A 16,059-nucleotide genomic window follows, 5' to 3' on the forward strand; every position below is an offset into this window, starting at 1 on the left:
CTGTTATAAGGAAAATTGCGAGGCATTGCTTCGATTCTGGATTAATTCTGCGATATCGCAGCAATGACACAGGTGCTAATTTGAATTTCTACTAGTTTTGAACTTATGAGCTTAGCGAAGGTAAGGCTTAATCTGGCGCGTTTATTGCTTTGTACCGCTAAAATGGTTGAAAGCAAAGTACAAAATGTCCTTTTCTGTCTTAAAGCCAACATAGAACAAACTGGGTGAGTTATGTCGGATAAGAAACAGTTCGAGAAAAATGAAGATTCATGGTCGATAGGCGTGGATCTTGTAGAGCATGAGATCAGTACCGGTATTTGGGTCACGACCCAATGGCAACTGACGGGATTTGAAATTAACCCAACCGAAGACACTCAACACGTGTGCTTGTTGCAATTGCACAAAGACGAGCGCACCGATTACCGCTTTAACCTGAGCTCGCAACAACCAAAGCTTTTTTTGGTTATGGATAATGTCGACTCTGGTGATACACCGACGATTCAATTGCTTACGGCGTCTCAAACTGTCGCTGCGCAATATATGGATGGCGATAACCTAGTATTATCTAATGATATGCCGTTAGCTATTCAAGCTTGGATGGAAGCCTTTATTGGGCGCCACGGTGAATTGTTAGAAGTAAGACGTAAGAAACGCAAAGGAGCGGGCAGAGCAAATGGCAACTAGTTTTTTTAGCCGTTGGTCGAAACGTAAATTAGAAGAAACCACAACCGAGCCTACAGACGCTAAGGTCGTGGAGTCTGTTGAATCTACTGAACCAGAAACCGCACAAGCTCATGAAGAATTAAGCACTGAAGCGCAAGCATTAGCTACTGAGGCTTCTGCGACAGAGACTGAATCTCAACAGGCATCAAACGAAACTACTGATCCTGAAGAGATGTCCGTAGCGCAGCTATTAGTGTCTGAGGCTTCAGAGAGCGTTAAGAAAGCCGCACTGCGTAAGATGTTCTTGTCAGAAGAGTTTAACGTTCGCGATGGTTTGGATGATTACGACGATGATTACAGTAACCTCAAGTCGCTTTCTGAAGGGGTGGCTGAAACACTTCGTGATTGGGTGAAAGAGAAAACGGAAGAAGAACCAGCAGAAGAAACGACACAATCAACTGAATCTCATGAAGAAAGTGATATTGAATCGGCTGATGTAGAACTTGCTGAAGGTGCCGAAATTCCCGAAGAACAAAAAGAACTGGATATAAATACAGCATCTAATGAAAGTGATATTCTAGAGACAAAACTAGCCCCTGAAGAGGTGGGACAAAATATACCACACAAAGAATAGGTACATTTTGACTAAACGCTCAATGAACCGGCTGAGACAAAATGTCTCAGTCGGTTTTTTTATCCCTACAATTTCTAAGATAAATAGCTAACCTATTGAAAATTAGTTGATATTTAATTGGCACGACATTTGCTATCTGTTGCTCATTACCATTCTTGTTGAAGTTAGACCATTTGCCCAACAGGCAGTGATAACCCGCGTGGGACTACCTAAAAGGGGTAGTTACTGACGAGTTAATCAGCAGAATCGCCTGCGCTAACTACAATGAAAGATGGAAGAAACTATCCATGCGTATAAATGGAACTGAGCAATGTTGAAACAACTATTAGAACAAGCAACTTCCAATAACGGTAAAGCGCGTCTGTATGCGTTTGAGAATACCGTAGAGTTGACCAATCTTATTCCACCAACGGTGAGCTACGAGAGTGGCGGTAATACACTGATTGTTGGACCGACTGCCATCATTGAGAGTGCAGCCGCGCAGCTATCTCAAATGAACAGCCTGACACTTCTTTCTACAGACGGAGAGAAAGGCACCAATCCAGAACTGTACTTTGCTAACTCAGTTCAGGTTTCTGGTTTCCTAGGCACGTTTGAAGTGCTTATCGAAAATAACGGTCTAACAAGCAACCTAGCAAAAGTCGCTATTAATAGTGATTGTTTCGATGTTGTTCTCGATCTTTGTCTAAGCAGCTGTATGTCAGAAGAGGTTCCGGTTCCGGGTTACTACCCAGTAGGACGTGGTTATCCAAAACTGGCAGAAGCGTTAGAAGAAATCCCAACATTAATGGGTACGTTTGATAAGCCAAAATTCTTCCGTCTGGACACTGATCTATGTGCGCACAGTTCCCGTGGCGTTAAAGGTTGTGAGCGTTGTGTCGATGCATGTCCTGCTGGCGCACTATCAAGTGAAGGCAGCGATAAAACAGGCCATCGCATCGAGATTAACCCATACCTATGTCAGGGCGTGGGTACTTGTGCAACGGCTTGTCCGACAGAAGCGATTCATTACGCTCTACCTAATCCTGAAGATACACAAAAATTCATTGAACGCACGCTAGCGAACTACGAGCAAGCGGGCGGTCTGGATCCTATCGTTCTTATCTGTAGCTCTCGTCATGAGACTTACAATGTGATGGCACTGAAAGCGCTACCAGATAACGTGATTCCAATTGTGGTTGAAGAGCTCCCTTCTATCGGTATCGATACATGGTTTGCAGCTCTAGTTAATGGCGCGACGCAAGTGCTATTTGCAGCTTCTCGTTTTATGCCTGCAACCATCATTCGTGTTCTGAACAACGAAGTGGGTATCGCGCAAGAGCTGTTGGATCAACTTGGCATCGCAAAAGAGACCATCGATATCCTTTACTTGGAATCGCTTCGTGAAGGTCCTCCAACACTATGTACAGATTCATTCGATCTTGCTCTTGGCGATCTTCAAGGTAACAAGCGTCAACGTTTGTTTACTGCGCTGGATGCAATGTCTTCTTCTCGTATTCCGGTTGAGAACATTGTTGAACTGCCTGCGAACGCGCCTTACGGCAATGTTTCTTGTGAGAGCAAAGATTGTACGTTGTGTATGAGCTGTGTGGCGGTATGTCCAACGCGTGCACTTCATACCGATGGTGAATCTCCATCACTTAAATTCGTTGAACAAGATTGTATTCAATGTGGTTTGTGTGAAAAGGCATGTCCAGAGAAAGTTCTGACTCTAACGCCACGCATGAACTGGGTGAAAGAAGAGCGCCAAAAAGCGGTTGTGATTCACGAAGAGAAAGCAGCGGAATGTATTCGCTGTCATAAGCCATTCGCACCTCAGTCTATGATCGACATGCTACAAAACAAGTTACGCGGTCACTCTCATTTCTCTGATGAAGCGGCGATCAATCGTATCGCGATGTGTGAAGACTGCCGTGTGATCGACATGTTTGAGTCGATGGCAGAAGACCCAATGAAACAACTGAAATACTAGGAGCTCGCAGTGGATACACAACGAGAACAAGAACAAACACTGAGAACAGAGATCTACTTGGTTTTGTCAGCGCTTTTCCGTAGCGCACCAAGTGAAGAGATGATCGAGTTCCTGACTTCTCTAGAAGTTGAACCATCAGAAAGCGCAATGCAAAAAGCGTGGATTGCGCTTCAGCAAGCGGCAAAAGATTCCAACCGCGAAGCGCTAGAAGATGAATACCAAGATCTTTTCATTGGTATCGGTCGTGGTGAAGTGATGCCATTTGGCTCATGGCACATGACGGGTGCAATGATGGAAAAACCACTGGCTGAAATTCGTCACGATTTGGAACTGCTTGGTTTCGAGCGTGATGAGAATGTGAAAGAGCCGGAAGACCACATCGCAGCACTTTGTGAAGTGATGTCGATGCTAACGGGTGAAGAAGAAGATCTTCAACAAGCGGTGTTTAACAAACACATCGCACCTTGGTTCAGCTCTTTCACTCAGCAACTAGAAAACGCAGAGAGCGCGAACTTTTATAAGCCAGCAGCTCAATTGTGTGAGGCGTTCTTAACACTGGAACAAGTGCGCTTTAGCGTGAACACCAAAAGCAGTAAGCACAAATTAAAAATTGATGTGAAAAACGTCACTGATTACGAGTAATCGAGCAGTACTTGGTCATATCGATAGAGGGGCAATAGCCTCCAAAGATCTACCGTAAGGTAAGGAAGCAATGATGAAAGATAATAAAGAAATAAACACAAGCCGTAGGGATCTCCTAAAAGGCTTAACGACTGCAGCCGTAGCTGGTGCGGTTGTCGCTGGAACAACAAAAGTGGCAAGCGCTTCAGAAACGGTTGAGCCTTCTGAAAAAGACGTGAAGAAGAAAGGGTATCGTGAAACTCAACACATTCGCGATTACTACGACACACTTTAGGAGATAACGGATGAAACTTGTCAAACGCTCCGACAGTGTGAGCAAAGAAACCAATCAGCTTGGCGTTTCTCGCCGTGCATTCATGAAAAACACCTCGCTTGCTGCTGGTGGTGCGGTTGTAGGTGCAAGTCTTTTTGCACCGGGCATGATGAAGAAAGCACAAGCTAAATCGGTGGATCCAGAAGCGAAAACAGAAGTAAAACGTACCATCTGTTCTCACTGTTCTGTAGGTTGTGGTATCTACGCTGAAGTTCAAAACGGCGTGTGGACAGGTCAAGAGCCTGCATTCGACCACCCATTCAACGCTGGTGGACACTGTGCAAAAGGTGCAGCACTGCGCGAACACGGTCACGGTGAGCGTCGTCTGAAATACCCAATGAAGCTTGAAAACGGTAAGTGGAAGAAGCTTTCTTGGGATCAAGCGATCGAAGAAATCGGTAACAAGGTGATGGACATCCGCAAAGAGTCGGGTCCAGATTCCGTTTACTGGTTGGGTAGTGCGAAGCACAACAACGAACAAGCGTACATGTTCCGTAAGATGGCGTCGCTTTGGGGTACCAACAACGTTGACCACCAAGCACGTATCTGTCACTCAACAACCGTAGCAGGTGTTGCAAACACTTGGGGTTACGGTGCGATGACCAACTCTTTCAATGACATGCACAACTGTAAGTCGATGCTGTTCATTGGTTCAAACCCTGCAGAAGCGCACCCTGTTGCGATGCAGCACATCCTAATCGCGAAAGAGAAGAACAATTGTAAGATCGTTGTTGCGGATCCTCGTCGTACTCGTACCGCTGCAAAATCGGATCACTACGTATCGCTACGTCCGGGTTCTGACGTTGCGTTCATTTGGGGCGTGCTGTGGCATGTCTTTGCGAACAACTGGGAAGATAAAGAGTTCATCCGTCAACGTGTATTCGGTATGGATGAAATCCGTGCAGAAGTAGCTAAGTGGACACCAGCAGAAGTTGAGCGCGTAACTGGCGTTCCTGAGTCTGAAGTTTACCAAACAGCGAAACTGCTTTCTGAAAACCGTCCGGGTTGTATCGTTTGGTGTATGGGTGGTACTCAGCATACGACTGGTAACAACAACACACGTGCTTACTGTGTACTTGAGCTTGCGCTAGGTAACATCGGTAAATCGGGCGGCGGTGCGAACATCTTCCGTGGTCACGATAACGTACAGGGTGCAACTGACCTTGGCGTACTATCTGACACACTACCAGGCTACTACGGTCTGTCTGAAGGTTCATGGCGTCACTGGTCAAAAGTGTGGGAAATCGATTACGAGTGGGTGAAAGGTCGTTTCGATGACAACGCTTACGGTGGTCAAAAACCAATGAACAGTGCAGGTATCCCTGTATCTCGTTGGGTGGATGGTGTTCTTGAAAACAAAGACAACATTCGTCAACGTGAAAACATCCGCGCCATGTTCTACTGGGGTCACGCAGTAAACTCTCAGACTCGTGGTCCTGAGATGAAGAAAGCGATGCAAAAGCTGGATATGATGGTTATTGTTGACCCATACCCAACTGTCGCAGCGGTAATGAACGATCGTACTGACGGCGTTTACCTGCTTCCTGCAACAACTCAGTTCGAAACACACGGCAGTGTGACAGCATCTAACCGCTCACTTCAGTGGCGTGATCAGGTTATCGAGCCATTGTTCGAATCTAAACCTGACCACGAAATCATGTACCTGCTAACCAAGAAGCTAGGTTATGAAGATCTGCTGTTCAAAAACATCCGTGTTGAGAACAACCAGCCAGTGATCGAAGACATCACGCGCGAATTCAACAAAGGCATGTGGACCATCGGTTACACAGGTCAAAGCCCGGAGCGTCTAAAAGCGCATCAACAAAACTGGCATACATTCCACAAAACGTCTCTAGAGGCAGAAGGTGGCCCTGTGAATGGTGAGACTTACGGTCTACCTTGGCCATGTTGGGGTACGCCAGAGATGAAACACCCAGGCACACACATTCTATACGATACGTCGAAGACGGTTGCAGAGGGTGGCGGTAACTTCCGTACGCGTTTCGGTGTTGAATTCGAAGGTCAAAGCCTACTTGCTGAAGACAGCTACTCAAAAGGCTGTGAAATCAAAGACGGTTACCCAGAATTCTCTGACAAGCTAATCAAACAGCTTGGTTGGTGGGACGACCTAACGGCTGAAGAAAAAGCTGCAGCGGAAGGTAAAAACTGGAAAACTGACCTGTCTGGTGGTATCCAACGCGTAGCAATCAAGCACGGTTGTATCCCATTTGGTAACGCTAAAGCGCGTGCGATTGTTTGGACATTCCCAGACCGCGTACCGCTACACCGTGAGCCGCTATACACGCCTCGTCGTGACCTTGTAACGGATTACCCAACTTGGGACGACAAAGAAGCAATCTTCCGTGTACCAACGCTTTACAAGTCTATCCAGAAAGAAGACAAGTCTGGCGAATATCCAATCATCTTGACTTCTGGTCGTCTGGTTGAGTACGAAGGCGGTGGTGAAGAGACTCGTTCAAACCCATGGCTTGCTGAACTTCAACAAGAAATGTTCGTTGAAGTGAACCCGAAAGACGCAAACGATCTTGGCTTCAAAGATGGCGATGACGTTTGGGTTGAAGGCGCAGAAAAAGGTCGCATCAAGGTGAAAGCGATGGTCACTCGTCGTGTTAAACCGGGTCTGGCGTTCATTCCGTTCCACTTCGGCGGTAAGTTCGAAGGTGAAGACCTACGTTCTAAGTACCCAGAAGGTACGGACCCTTATGTTGTTGGTGAAGCAGCCAACACGGCAACCACTTATGGTTACGACCCTGTTACTTTGATGCAGGAAACTAAAGTAACCCTATGTAACATTCGTAAAGCGTAAGGAGTCTGACAATGGCACGAATGAAATTCCTATGTGACACCAAACGCTGTATCGAGTGTAACGGCTGTGTTACTGCATGTAAGAACGAAAACGATGATGCGCTTGAGTGGGGTATTCAACGTCGCCGCGTAGTAACACTGAACGACGGTGAACCAGGCGAAAACTCAATCTCTGTTGCTTGTATGCACTGTACAGACGCGCCTTGTATGGCGGTTTGTCCAGCTGACTGTTTCGAGCACACAGAAGATGGCATCGTCCTTCACAACAAAGATCTTTGTATCGGTTGTGGTTACTGTCTGTTCGCTTGTCCATTCGGTGCGCCTCAGTTCCCGAAACAAGCATCGTTCGGTGAGCGTGGCAAAATGGACAAATGTACTTTCTGTGCAGGTGGCCCAAACACAGAACCAGGTTCTCTAGAAGAGCGTGAGAAGTACGGCGCGAACCGTATTGCTGAAGGTAAGCTACCTATGTGTGCGTCACTTTGTTCAACAAAAGCACTGCTAGCGGGTGATGCAGAGAAAGTTTCTGACATTTTCCGTCAACGTGTGGTTGAGCGCGGTGCGAAAAACGCAGGTTGGACAGACGGTAACGATCTTTCTTACGACGCAACTAAAAGCTAAGTAGGAGAGACACATGTTAAATACTCTTAAACGTGCGTCTCTTGTAATGCTGTCGATGATGACAGCATTACTGCTGACCTTTGCGATGCCAGCGTCTGCGCAAGAAGACACATCTCCAGTGGTACAACAGGAGATGACGCAACTTGCAGGTGCAGACTTTTGGCGTCAGGTCAAAGAGGGGCAAGAAGGCTATACCACGTCGAAATCAGCGGAACACGGTGTGCTGATCAGTACTCCGGGTGAGACATGGTACATTCTTAAAGAGAAATGGATGTCTCCTGCGGGCGCTGTCGCAATTTTCGGCAGTATCGCAATGGTTATCATGGCTTACGTATTCGTTGGTCCTCTGATGCTAAGCAAGCCACGTACTGGCAAGAAGATGAAACGCTGGTCTCGACTAGACCGCGCACTACACTGGAGCATGGCGTTTACCTTCTTAACGCTAGCATTCAGTGGTTTGATGCTGGTTTACGGTAAGCACTTCTTAAAACCGTACGTACCGACTGAGTTCTGGGGCTTCATCGTCATGTTGGCGAAGCAGTACCATAACTACATGGGTCCGCTGTTCTTCATCTTGCTGATGTTTGTTCTACTGAAATGGTGGCGCAAATCTATCCCTAACATGACAGACATCCGTTGGTTCATGAAAATGGGCGGCATGGTAGGTAAACATAAAGGCACGCACCCATCGGCTGGCTTCTCAAACGGTGGTGAAAAGGCGATCTACTGGTTGCTGATCTTCTTTGGTGCTATCGCTGCAGTGAGTGGCTTAATTCTGGACTTCCCAATTTTCGGTCAGACTCGTCGCCATATGGAGCTGTCTAACCTTGTTCACGCGATTTCGGCACTGATTCTAATCTGTGGTTTCATCTTCCACATTTACATCGGTCTATTCGGTATGGAAGGTGCGCTAGAGGGGATGGTCACTGGTGAAGTTGACGAGACATGGGCGAAAGAGCATCACGATCTTTGGTATGAAGAAGTAAAATCCAAAGAAGCGATGGGCGAAACAGATACGGTACAAACGGAAGCAAAAGGAGCAAAAGCGAATGAACAAACCTCATAACGGGATTTGGGTTGCGTACATCCTGAGCTGTTTGACCCCGTTTACGTTTTTGATCTCAGGCGTTGTCGCAATCATTTACGCTGGGTACCGTTTGGACAAAGGCGAAGACAGCGACGTAGTGAACTCGCATTACTACGGTTTGATTCGTACTTTCTTCCTGTACCTGACATTCTTTGTTGTTCTGATTGTAACGGTAGCAACATCAAATGGTGTGTTGATTGGTGTAAGTGATTACTGGATGCATAGTACGTTGCTAGACTCTGTTGCGTACTTTATTCCTTGGATTGGTATGTTGTTTGCTGCGTTGGCAATTCTTGTGTGGTTCCTACGCATGTACCAGGGTATGAACCAACTGCGAAATAACATGCCGCACAGACCGTCTACAGGTCCAAACCTGTAAATTCAATGGCTTTATTGAAGAGAAAGCCAGAGAAAAACAGTTTGTAAACATGCAAAACCCTCGACACAGTTCGAGGGTTTTTTATCTCGTCTTTATAGGGAATACTGATTTAACAGTTTCCTTTTTTCGCTTGTCCCGGCGGACAGAAATCACCACCATGAACAGGGTGACCATTATCCTTGTCATTGGTGCTCACTTTGACTTTTACGTCATCGACCTCACCTTCAATATTGGTGATCTGACAGCCAGCCAAAGTTCCCAGTAAGATAAGGACAAGAGATACACCTCTCATTGCTTTGCCTCTCAATTTATCATTCTAATCATGACCACTACGACCATGGTCTAATCCATATTACTACTGTTGTTATTCTATCGGTGTTAAGCTAATGAAAAAGAACAACAAGGATAGGTTATGAATTTCCCTTATAGAAATATTGTAGTACTTACTGGCGCTGGCATCTCGGCTGAGTCTGGTATTCAAACATTTCGCGCTCAAGATGGTCTCTGGGAGAATCACCGCATTGAGGACGTTGCAACACCCGAAGGGTTTGCTCGCGATCCCGATCTTGTTCAATCGTTCTATAATCAACGTCGAAAAAAACTACAAGGCGAAGATATCAAGCCTAATGCTGCTCATATCGCGCTAGGGCGCCTAGAAGAGCAGTTGGAAGGTAAAGTGACTATCATTACTCAAAACATTGATAATCTGCATGAGAGAGGCGGTAGCGCCAATATTATTCACATGCACGGTGAATTGCTTAAAGCGCGTTGTAGTGAATCTAATCAAGTCATCGAGCATTCAGAAGACATTGAAACTGGCGAATTATGTCACTGCTGCCAGATTCCTGCTCAAATGCGTCCACACATTGTTTGGTTTGGTGAAATGCCATTGCGTATGGGTGAGATATACGCGGCATTGGAAGAAGCAGACTTGTTTATTTCTATTGGTACATCTGGCGTGGTATATCCAGCCGCAGGTTTTGTACATGATGCAAAGATGCACGGTGCACATACGATTGAAATTAATTTAGAGCCAAGTGCCGTCGAGAGTGAGTTTGAAGAGAAGCGTTACGGTAAGGCAAGCATCGAAGTACCGAAGCTTGTTGACGAGATTCTTGCTCTGGAAAACGAACCTAGCGCTTAAAAAAGAGTTAACCCCAAAATCTAACAAAGGCATCGAGTGATTCGATGCCTTTTTGTATACCCAAGTGACTTCAAGATGCAGGATTCAGAGCGTTGTCATTGATTCGAGAACAAGGAAAACAACGCAGTGTAATAGCCAGCTCTTTCCAAGTTGTTTGACGCAGCAAATCGGGTCAATGACACGCTCCCAAAGGGCGAGCTGCCTTGGCTTGTATACTTTGTTGCCGATTCTTGATTTAGACCCACTAAACCTTTAAATCGCCGCCGCGTCTACAAACCAAGTCAGTCTCGCTGAACCTAGCATCTCGAGGTTACTTGGGTATATCTTGAAACTTTGTATTCTGCCGCTTTGTAATTCGAGCAGTATAGATTGAGATGCAAAGCACGATCTTCAGATACAAGAAAAGCGACCGAAGCCGCTTTTCTAAACTATTTCGACAGACTGATTAGTTGTCTACTTTTAGCTTTTGGAAGTACTCATCGTAAAGCACGCTAGCTTCACCAACTTCGTCTTGCCATGTACCGCTGTCCATCACTTCTTGTGGTGGGAAGATGCTTGGATCGTTAGCAAATTCTTTCGGTAGTAGATCGTGAGCTGTTTTCACTGGAGTAGGGTAACCAATCTCTAGTGCAATCTTAGCTGCGTTCTCAGGGCGTAGTAAGAAGTCGATCATCTTATGAGCTGCATCAACGTTCTTAGCACCCGCTGGAATTGCGAGGCTATCCATCCAGAAGATAGTGCCTTTTTCTGGCCAGATGATATCGATGTTCGCGCCTTCTTGACGAGCCATGTAAGCAGAACCGTTCCAAAGCATACCAAGTGATACTTCACCTGCTAAGTATGGGTTCGCTGGGAAGTCTGAGTTGAATACCAATACGTTCGGCATTAGCTTTTTCAGCTCTTCGTAAGCGGCTTTGATCTCGTCTGGGTTAGTGGTATTTGGTGAGTAACCAAGCTTAGTCAATGCAATGTGGAATACTTCGCGAGAATCATCCATTAGCATTAGTTGACCTTCCCACTTGCTATCCCAGAAGTCATCCCATTTAGTCACAGAAGACTTATCTAGCATATCAGCATTGATACCAATACCGGTCGCACCCCAAATGTATGGGATAGAGTAGTTGTTGTTCGGGTCGAACGGCTTGTTCAGGAAGTTAGTGTCTAGATCAGCAAAGTGAGAAAGTTTCTCTTTGTCGATCTTTTGCAGCATGCCTTCTTTACGCATTTTAGATACGAAATAGGTAGACGGTACTACCAAGTCGTAACCAGAACCTTGAGTTTTCAACTTCGCGTACATGCTTTCGTTAGACTCGTACGTAGAGTAGATAACTTTGATACCAGTTTCTTTTGTAAAGTCTTCAAGAACTTCGTTTGGAATGTATTCCGACCAGTTGTAGAAATACAGTTCTTGATCAGCAGCCATTGCAGGGGTAGCGATTAGCGTCGCCGCACACAGTGCGCTTGCGTAGAATTTACTTTTCATTTGTTTTCCGTTTTGTTCAGCAACAGGACAAATCAATACTAGTAACAAATAACGATTTGAGCCAAATTGCGATAAGCACAATCCTGTTTATCTGAGCCACGAAAACCAGCATTAGGGTCAAAATAGAACGTAATGCTTTAACTCGAGTCAAATAAACCTAGCAACATACAATTATATCAGTCAATTACAAAAATAGGCAGCGTATTGCTGCCTATTTTCATTTAGTAGATGGCTTATTAAGCAAGATCAGATTATTGACCCGCTTTTAGCTTCAGGAAGTAATCTTCATACTTCACTGTCATGTCGCCAACAGAGTCTTGCCATTCAACACGGTCAAGGTCTTCTTGAGAAGGAAACAGTGGTGCAACGTCTTTGAATTTAGCGTTAGATTCTGCAACCGCTGTTAGGTAACCCGTGTCCGCTGAAATTTGCTCTGCGATTTCTGGACGCAGTAGGAAGTCGATCATCTTGTGAGCCGCTTCTACGTTCTTCGCGCCAGAAGAGATTGCGAAGTTATCAACCCAACCGATGCCGCCTTCTTTAGGGAATACAAGTTTCAGGTTCATGCCTTCGTTTTGAGCAGCTGCTGCGCTACCGTTCCAAAGCATACCAACGCCAACTTCGCCAGACATGTATGGTGCGCCTGGGTTGTCAGAGTTAAATACTAGAACGTTTGGCATTAGCTTTTGTAGTTCTGCGTATGCTTCGTCGATTTGTTTTGGATCCGTAGAGTTACCTGAGTAACCCAGTTTGCGTAGTGCAATGTGGAACACTTCACGAGTGTCGTCCATCAGCATTACTTGACCTTCTAGCTCTGGCTTCCATAGGTCAGCCCAGCTTTGGAAGTCGTTTGGATCATACATGTCTGCGTTAACCGCTAGACCTGTAATCGCAACAACGTGTGGAATAGAGTAGTCGTTATTTGGATCGTAAGGCTTGTCTAGGTAGTTTTTATCTAGGTTGCCGAAGTTTTTCAGCTTAGTCTTATCGATCTTTTGTAGCATGCCTTCGTCACGCATCTTCGCTACGAAGTACGTAGAAGGTACCACTAGGTCATAACCTTGGTTATGAGTTTTTAGCTTTGCATACAAAGTCTCGTTCGACTCGTAAGTCGAGTAGATCACTTTAATGCCAGTTTCTTTGGTAAATTGCTCTAGGATATTACTGTTGATGTAAGGACCCCAGTTCATAAATACCAATTCTTTATCGTTCGCTGCCGCTGTACCAGAGAACAGAGAAAGCGCACATGCACTACCAGCTAATAGAGTAGCCCATTTTTTCATTGACGTTAGCTCCAAACCAAACGTTGTCCAATTAATTTTGGACGATAGATAGAAAAACAGAATGGCATGTAACCATTCTGTTTCGTGATGTTAACGGGTGCGGATTTTACTTCACTTTTTCTCTTGCTAGCAACTGAGAAATTACTACCAGAACCAAAGAAACAATCAGCATGACCGTTGCTAGGGCGTTCACTTCCGGTGAAATGCCCACCTTAACCATTGAGTAAATCTTCAATGGCAAGATTTCGTATGTTGGGCCTGTTACAAACGAGCTGATAATTACGTCGTCCAAAGACAGCGTAAAGCTCAATAGCCAACCTGCAGCAACCGCTGGTTTAGCAAGAGGAAGGATGATCTGTTTCAAGATAACCCATTCGCTTGCACCAAGGTCTTTTGCAGCTTCCAACATTTTCACATCAAAGCCATTTAAGCGGCTGTACACTGTTACCACAACGAACGGTAGACAGAAGGTGATGTGAGCAATCAATAGAGTAAAGAAGCCAAGCTGTGCGCCCAATACAAGGAACAGAGCAAGTAATGAAATCGCCATGACAATATCTGGAGACATCATTACGACAAACAGCATGCCGTTTACCGCACCTTTACCTTTGAACGAGTAACGGAATAGGGCAACAGCCGTCAAGCTACCAATAATGGTTGCTGCTGTCGCTGAGAATACCGCTACGTTCAATGAATGCCATGCAGCCTGCATTAGGCTGTCGTTATTTACTAAGGTTTCGTACCATTTCGTGGTGAAACCGCCCCATTTCATACCAAATTTGTTGGCATTAAATGAGTTAACAATTAAGACGATGATTGGCAGATACAAAAATGCATATACCAGCGCCATAAAGCTAAATCTAACTGTGCGTCCCATTAGTCTAGCTCCACTTTCTTATTCAATAGTTTGCCTGCTCTGTAGTAAGCGTAAAGCATCACAGCCATTGCGAAGGTGAGGGCGATACTGGTCGCGGCACCAAATGGCCAGTCACGAGCGTTCAGTACTTGGCTCTTAATTACGTTACCGATCAGTAGGTTCTTCGCGCCGCCTAGAAGGTCAGAGATGTAGAACATACCTAGTGCTGGTAGTAGAACCAACAAACAGCCACCGATAATGCCTGGCATTGTCAGAGGCAAAATCACTCGTGTAATGGTTTGAAACTTGTTCGCACCAAGATCTTTTGCTGCCTCGATGTATGTGTTGTCTAGTTTCTCTATTGCCGAGTAAAGCGGCAAAATCATAAATGGAAGCAAGATGTACACAAGACCAATCATTACTGCTGTTTCGGTATACATTAAACGCATCGGCTTATCGATGATTTCCATTGCCATTAACGACTTGTTCAAAATGCCTTGAGTACCGAGAACAATCTTTAAGCCGTAAGTACGGATAAGAGAGTTAGTCCAAAATGGCACAATCACCAAGAACAACATGAACGGACGCCATTTTTCAGGCATTTTCGCTACGATGTAAGCAAATGGGTAACCAATCACCAAGCACAATAAGGTTGCAATGATCGCCATGTAGAAAGAGTGCATCAACACTTTTGCATACAGAGGATCGAGCAGGCGAAGGTAGTTGTCGAAAGTAAACGTTAATTCAATTAGGTTCGCTTCATCACGCGTCAAGAAACTCGTACCGATAATCATTAGGTTTGGAACTAAAACAAACAGCGTTAGCCAGCCAACGATTAGGGTAATGATCGCGTTCTGAAGATTAAGCTTCTTGCTTATCATTTAGTACTACCTCCCAGCTCTCAACCCAAGTAATAGCGACTTTCTGGCCGAGTGAGTGGTCCACATCTGGATCATCTTCGTTAAAGAATTCGCTTACCATCACGCGCATGCCTGAATCCAACTGGATAACTGAATCAAGCGTCATACCTTTATAGGTACGTTCTGTTACGTGACCTACGATGCCTTTTTCTTCAGACTCTTTGATCTCTTCGATACGTAAGTCTTCTGGGCGAAGTAGTACTTGTAGTTTCTCACCTGCTTGAGCTGCTTGATCGTAGTAAACAACAGATTCAACGCCTTCAATTTCTGCTCGGATGCGTTTCTCGTCGATACGCTCTAGCATGGTTGCGTTGAATACGTTGATCTCACCGATAAAGCGAGCAACAAATAGGTTCTTAGGCTCTTCGTAAATCTCACGTGGGGAACCATCCTGCTCGATAACACCGTCGCGCATAACAATAATGCGGTCAGACATCGATAGGGCTTCTTCCTGATCGTGTGTAACAAAGATAAAGGTAATACCAAGTTGACGCTGAAGCTGTTTAAGCTCGATTTGCATTTGCTTACGTAGTTTGTAATCAAGTGCAGATAGAGATTCATCTAGCAGCAGTACTTTTGGTTTATTAACAACCGCGCGAGCGATCGCGATACGTTGTTGTTGACCACCAGAAAGTTGGTGAGGCTTACGCTGTGCCATTTTTTCTAGGCGAACCATGCGTAGCGCTTCCATAACTCTTGGTTCAATCTCAGCAGCAGGTGTTTTCTGCATGCGAAGACCGAAAGCAACGTTTTCAAATACGGTCATATGAGGGAAGAGTGCATAACTCTGAAATACCGTGTTGACGTGCCTTTGCTCTGCAGGAACCTGTGTTACATCTTGGTCATCTAGTACGATTTGACCGTTGTCTGCCGTTTCAAAGCCCGCGATCATGCGTAAAACCGTTGTTTTACCACAACCAGAAGGACCAAGAATTGTCAGAAACTCACCATGATTAACATCCAGATTTAAATTACCGATGATTTCCTTACCATCGAAACTTTTGCTAATACCAGATAGACGAACTACTGGCTTTCCTGCTTGCTGTTTAGCGTTCAACGTCTGTATTTCTCCCACGTTCAAATTGGGGTGTATCCAATTGATGTGACATTAGTCATTCACTTTTGAGGCGCGCATCATAATCACCAAAATTGTGAAATCAAAGCATTTTCTTATCTTGAAACAGAAAAAATTTTGCAGGCAAAAGTAAACATTCCTTACCATACTGTTTTTGTAGG

16 protein-coding genes are annotated in these 16,059 nt (G+C 45.2%); 10 read left to right on the forward strand and 6 right to left on the reverse strand.

Annotated features, from left to right (window positions below):
* Positions 1 to 231: 231 nt before the first annotated feature.
* The 9 genes from OH459_RS15765 (at position 232) to OH459_RS15805 (ending at position 9,137) form a co-directional block, all read left to right on the forward strand.
* Positions 232 to 684, forward strand: coding sequence for a DUF3305 domain-containing protein (locus OH459_RS15765; RefSeq protein ID WP_009697781.1), 453 nt, complete (start codon positions 232 to 234; stop codon positions 682 to 684).
* On the forward strand, positions 674 to 1,297 hold the full coding sequence (locus tag OH459_RS15770) for a DUF3306 domain-containing protein (protein WP_020197407.1): 624 nt from the start codon (positions 674 to 676) through the stop codon (positions 1,295 to 1,297). The genes OH459_RS15765 and OH459_RS15770 overlap by 11 nt, the downstream gene beginning before the upstream one ends.
* 310 nt (positions 1,298 to 1,607) lie before the next feature.
* The gene (locus tag OH459_RS15775) at positions 1,608 to 3,269 is read left to right on the forward strand and encodes a 4Fe-4S dicluster domain-containing protein (RefSeq protein WP_005441573.1); all 1,662 of its coding nucleotides are present in this window, start codon (positions 1,608 to 1,610) and stop codon (positions 3,267 to 3,269) included.
* A gap of 9 nt (positions 3,270 to 3,278) precedes the next feature.
* A complete protein-coding gene (locus OH459_RS15780) occupies positions 3,279 to 3,911 on the forward strand; it encodes a TorD/DmsD family molecular chaperone (protein WP_017190157.1) in 633 nt (210 codons plus the stop codon).
* Positions 3,912 to 3,984: 73 nt separating this feature from the next.
* Complete coding sequence (locus OH459_RS15785) at positions 3,985 to 4,185, forward strand: twin-arginine translocation signal domain-containing protein (protein WP_005427585.1); 201 nt, start codon at positions 3,985 to 3,987, stop codon at positions 4,183 to 4,185.
* Between the two features lie 10 nt (positions 4,186 to 4,195).
* A complete protein-coding gene (locus tag OH459_RS15790) occupies positions 4,196 to 7,051 on the forward strand; it encodes a formate dehydrogenase subunit alpha (protein ID WP_050937638.1) in 2,856 nt (951 codons plus the stop codon).
* 11 nt (positions 7,052 to 7,062) lie between these two features.
* Positions 7,063 to 7,671, forward strand: a complete 609-nt coding sequence (fdh3B, locus tag OH459_RS15795; RefSeq protein WP_005427693.1) for a formate dehydrogenase FDH3 subunit beta — start codon at positions 7,063 to 7,065, stop codon at positions 7,669 to 7,671.
* Between the two features lie 13 nt (positions 7,672 to 7,684).
* The gene (locus OH459_RS15800) at positions 7,685 to 8,737 is read left to right on the forward strand and encodes a formate dehydrogenase subunit gamma (RefSeq protein WP_005445799.1); all 1,053 of its coding nucleotides are present in this window, start codon (positions 7,685 to 7,687) and stop codon (positions 8,735 to 8,737) included.
* Complete coding sequence (locus OH459_RS15805) at positions 8,721 to 9,137, forward strand: membrane protein (RefSeq protein WP_005427687.1); 417 nt, start codon at positions 8,721 to 8,723, stop codon at positions 9,135 to 9,137. The genes OH459_RS15800 and OH459_RS15805 overlap by 17 nt, the downstream gene beginning before the upstream one ends.
* 109 nt (positions 9,138 to 9,246) lie before the next feature.
* Here the strand turns inward: OH459_RS15805 and OH459_RS15810 are convergent, their stop codons facing one another.
* Positions 9,247 to 9,429, reverse strand: coding sequence for a hypothetical protein (locus OH459_RS15810; protein ID WP_005445797.1), 183 nt, complete (start codon positions 9,427 to 9,429; stop codon positions 9,247 to 9,249).
* 120 nt (positions 9,430 to 9,549) lie between these two features.
* Here OH459_RS15810 and cobB point away from each other — a divergent pair, with 120 nt between their 5' ends.
* The gene (cobB, locus tag OH459_RS15815; protein WP_009697787.1) at positions 9,550 to 10,281 is read left to right on the forward strand and encodes a Sir2 family NAD+-dependent deacetylase; all 732 of its coding nucleotides are present in this window, start codon (positions 9,550 to 9,552) and stop codon (positions 10,279 to 10,281) included.
* 445 nt (positions 10,282 to 10,726) lie between these two features.
* On the opposite strand, the gene OH459_RS15820 is transcribed toward cobB, so the two are convergent.
* The 5 genes from OH459_RS15820 to potA form a co-directional block, all read right to left on the reverse strand.
* The gene (locus OH459_RS15820) at positions 10,727 to 11,764 is read right to left on the reverse strand and encodes an extracellular solute-binding protein (RefSeq protein ID WP_005445793.1); all 1,038 of its coding nucleotides are present in this window, start codon (positions 11,762 to 11,764) and stop codon (positions 10,727 to 10,729) included.
* A gap of 251 nt (positions 11,765 to 12,015) precedes the next feature.
* The gene (locus OH459_RS15825; protein WP_005445792.1) at positions 12,016 to 13,047 is read right to left on the reverse strand and encodes an extracellular solute-binding protein; all 1,032 of its coding nucleotides are present in this window, start codon (positions 13,045 to 13,047) and stop codon (positions 12,016 to 12,018) included.
* A 106-nt stretch (positions 13,048 to 13,153) separates the two neighbouring features.
* The gene (potC, locus tag OH459_RS15830; RefSeq protein ID WP_005389180.1) at positions 13,154 to 13,924 is read right to left on the reverse strand and encodes a spermidine/putrescine ABC transporter permease PotC; all 771 of its coding nucleotides are present in this window, start codon (positions 13,922 to 13,924) and stop codon (positions 13,154 to 13,156) included.
* A complete protein-coding gene (potB, locus tag OH459_RS15835) occupies positions 13,924 to 14,784 on the reverse strand; it encodes a spermidine/putrescine ABC transporter permease PotB (protein ID WP_005441590.1) in 861 nt (286 codons plus the stop codon). Before potB ends, potC begins: the two co-directional genes overlap by 1 nt.
* Positions 14,765 to 15,880 (reverse strand): spermidine/putrescine ABC transporter ATP-binding protein PotA, encoded by a 1,116-nt coding sequence (potA, locus tag OH459_RS15840; RefSeq protein ID WP_009697791.1) that lies wholly within the window; start codon positions 15,878 to 15,880, stop codon positions 14,765 to 14,767. The genes potB and potA overlap by 20 nt, the downstream gene beginning before the upstream one ends.
* Positions 15,881 to 16,059 lie beyond the last annotated feature (179 nt).

It is taken from the genome of Vibrio sp. MM46 (genome assembly GCF_027587135.1).
Taxonomy (GTDB): domain Bacteria; phylum Pseudomonadota; class Gammaproteobacteria; order Enterobacterales; family Vibrionaceae; genus Vibrio; species Vibrio harveyi.

What these genes read in the sequence shown, in the direction of transcription:
- OH459_RS15765 (WP_009697781.1), top strand. Translation starts at nt 232, where the DNA reads ATGTCGGATAAGAAACAGTTCGAGAAAAATGAAGATTCATGGTCGATA.
- OH459_RS15770 (WP_020197407.1), top strand. Translation starts at nt 674, where the DNA reads ATGGCAACTAGTTTTTTTAGCCGTTGGTCGAAACGTAAATTAGAAGAA.
- OH459_RS15775 (WP_005441573.1), top strand. Translation starts at nt 1,608, where the DNA reads ATGTTGAAACAACTATTAGAACAAGCAACTTCCAATAACGGTAAAGCG.
- OH459_RS15785 (WP_005427585.1), top strand. Translation starts at nt 3,985, where the DNA reads ATGAAAGATAATAAAGAAATAAACACAAGCCGTAGGGATCTCCTAAAA.
- OH459_RS15790 (WP_050937638.1), top strand. Translation starts at nt 4,196, where the DNA reads ATGAAACTTGTCAAACGCTCCGACAGTGTGAGCAAAGAAACCAATCAG.
- fdh3B (WP_005427693.1), top strand. Translation starts at nt 7,063, where the DNA reads ATGGCACGAATGAAATTCCTATGTGACACCAAACGCTGTATCGAGTGT.
- OH459_RS15800 (WP_005445799.1), top strand. Translation starts at nt 7,685, where the DNA reads ATGTTAAATACTCTTAAACGTGCGTCTCTTGTAATGCTGTCGATGATG.
- OH459_RS15805 (WP_005427687.1), top strand. Translation starts at nt 8,721, where the DNA reads ATGAACAAACCTCATAACGGGATTTGGGTTGCGTACATCCTGAGCTGT.
- OH459_RS15810 (WP_005445797.1), bottom strand. Translation starts at nt 9,429, where the DNA reads ATGAGAGGTGTATCTCTTGTCCTTATCTTACTGGGAACTTTGGCTGGC.
- cobB (WP_009697787.1), top strand. Translation starts at nt 9,550, where the DNA reads ATGAATTTCCCTTATAGAAATATTGTAGTACTTACTGGCGCTGGCATC.
- OH459_RS15820 (WP_005445793.1), bottom strand. Translation starts at nt 11,764, where the DNA reads ATGAAAAGTAAATTCTACGCAAGCGCACTGTGTGCGGCGACGCTAATC.
- OH459_RS15825 (WP_005445792.1), bottom strand. Translation starts at nt 13,047, where the DNA reads ATGAAAAAATGGGCTACTCTATTAGCTGGTAGTGCATGTGCGCTTTCT.
- potC (WP_005389180.1), bottom strand. Translation starts at nt 13,924, where the DNA reads ATGGGACGCACAGTTAGATTTAGCTTTATGGCGCTGGTATATGCATTT.
- potB (WP_005441590.1), bottom strand. Translation starts at nt 14,784, where the DNA reads ATGATAAGCAAGAAGCTTAATCTTCAGAACGCGATCATTACCCTAATC.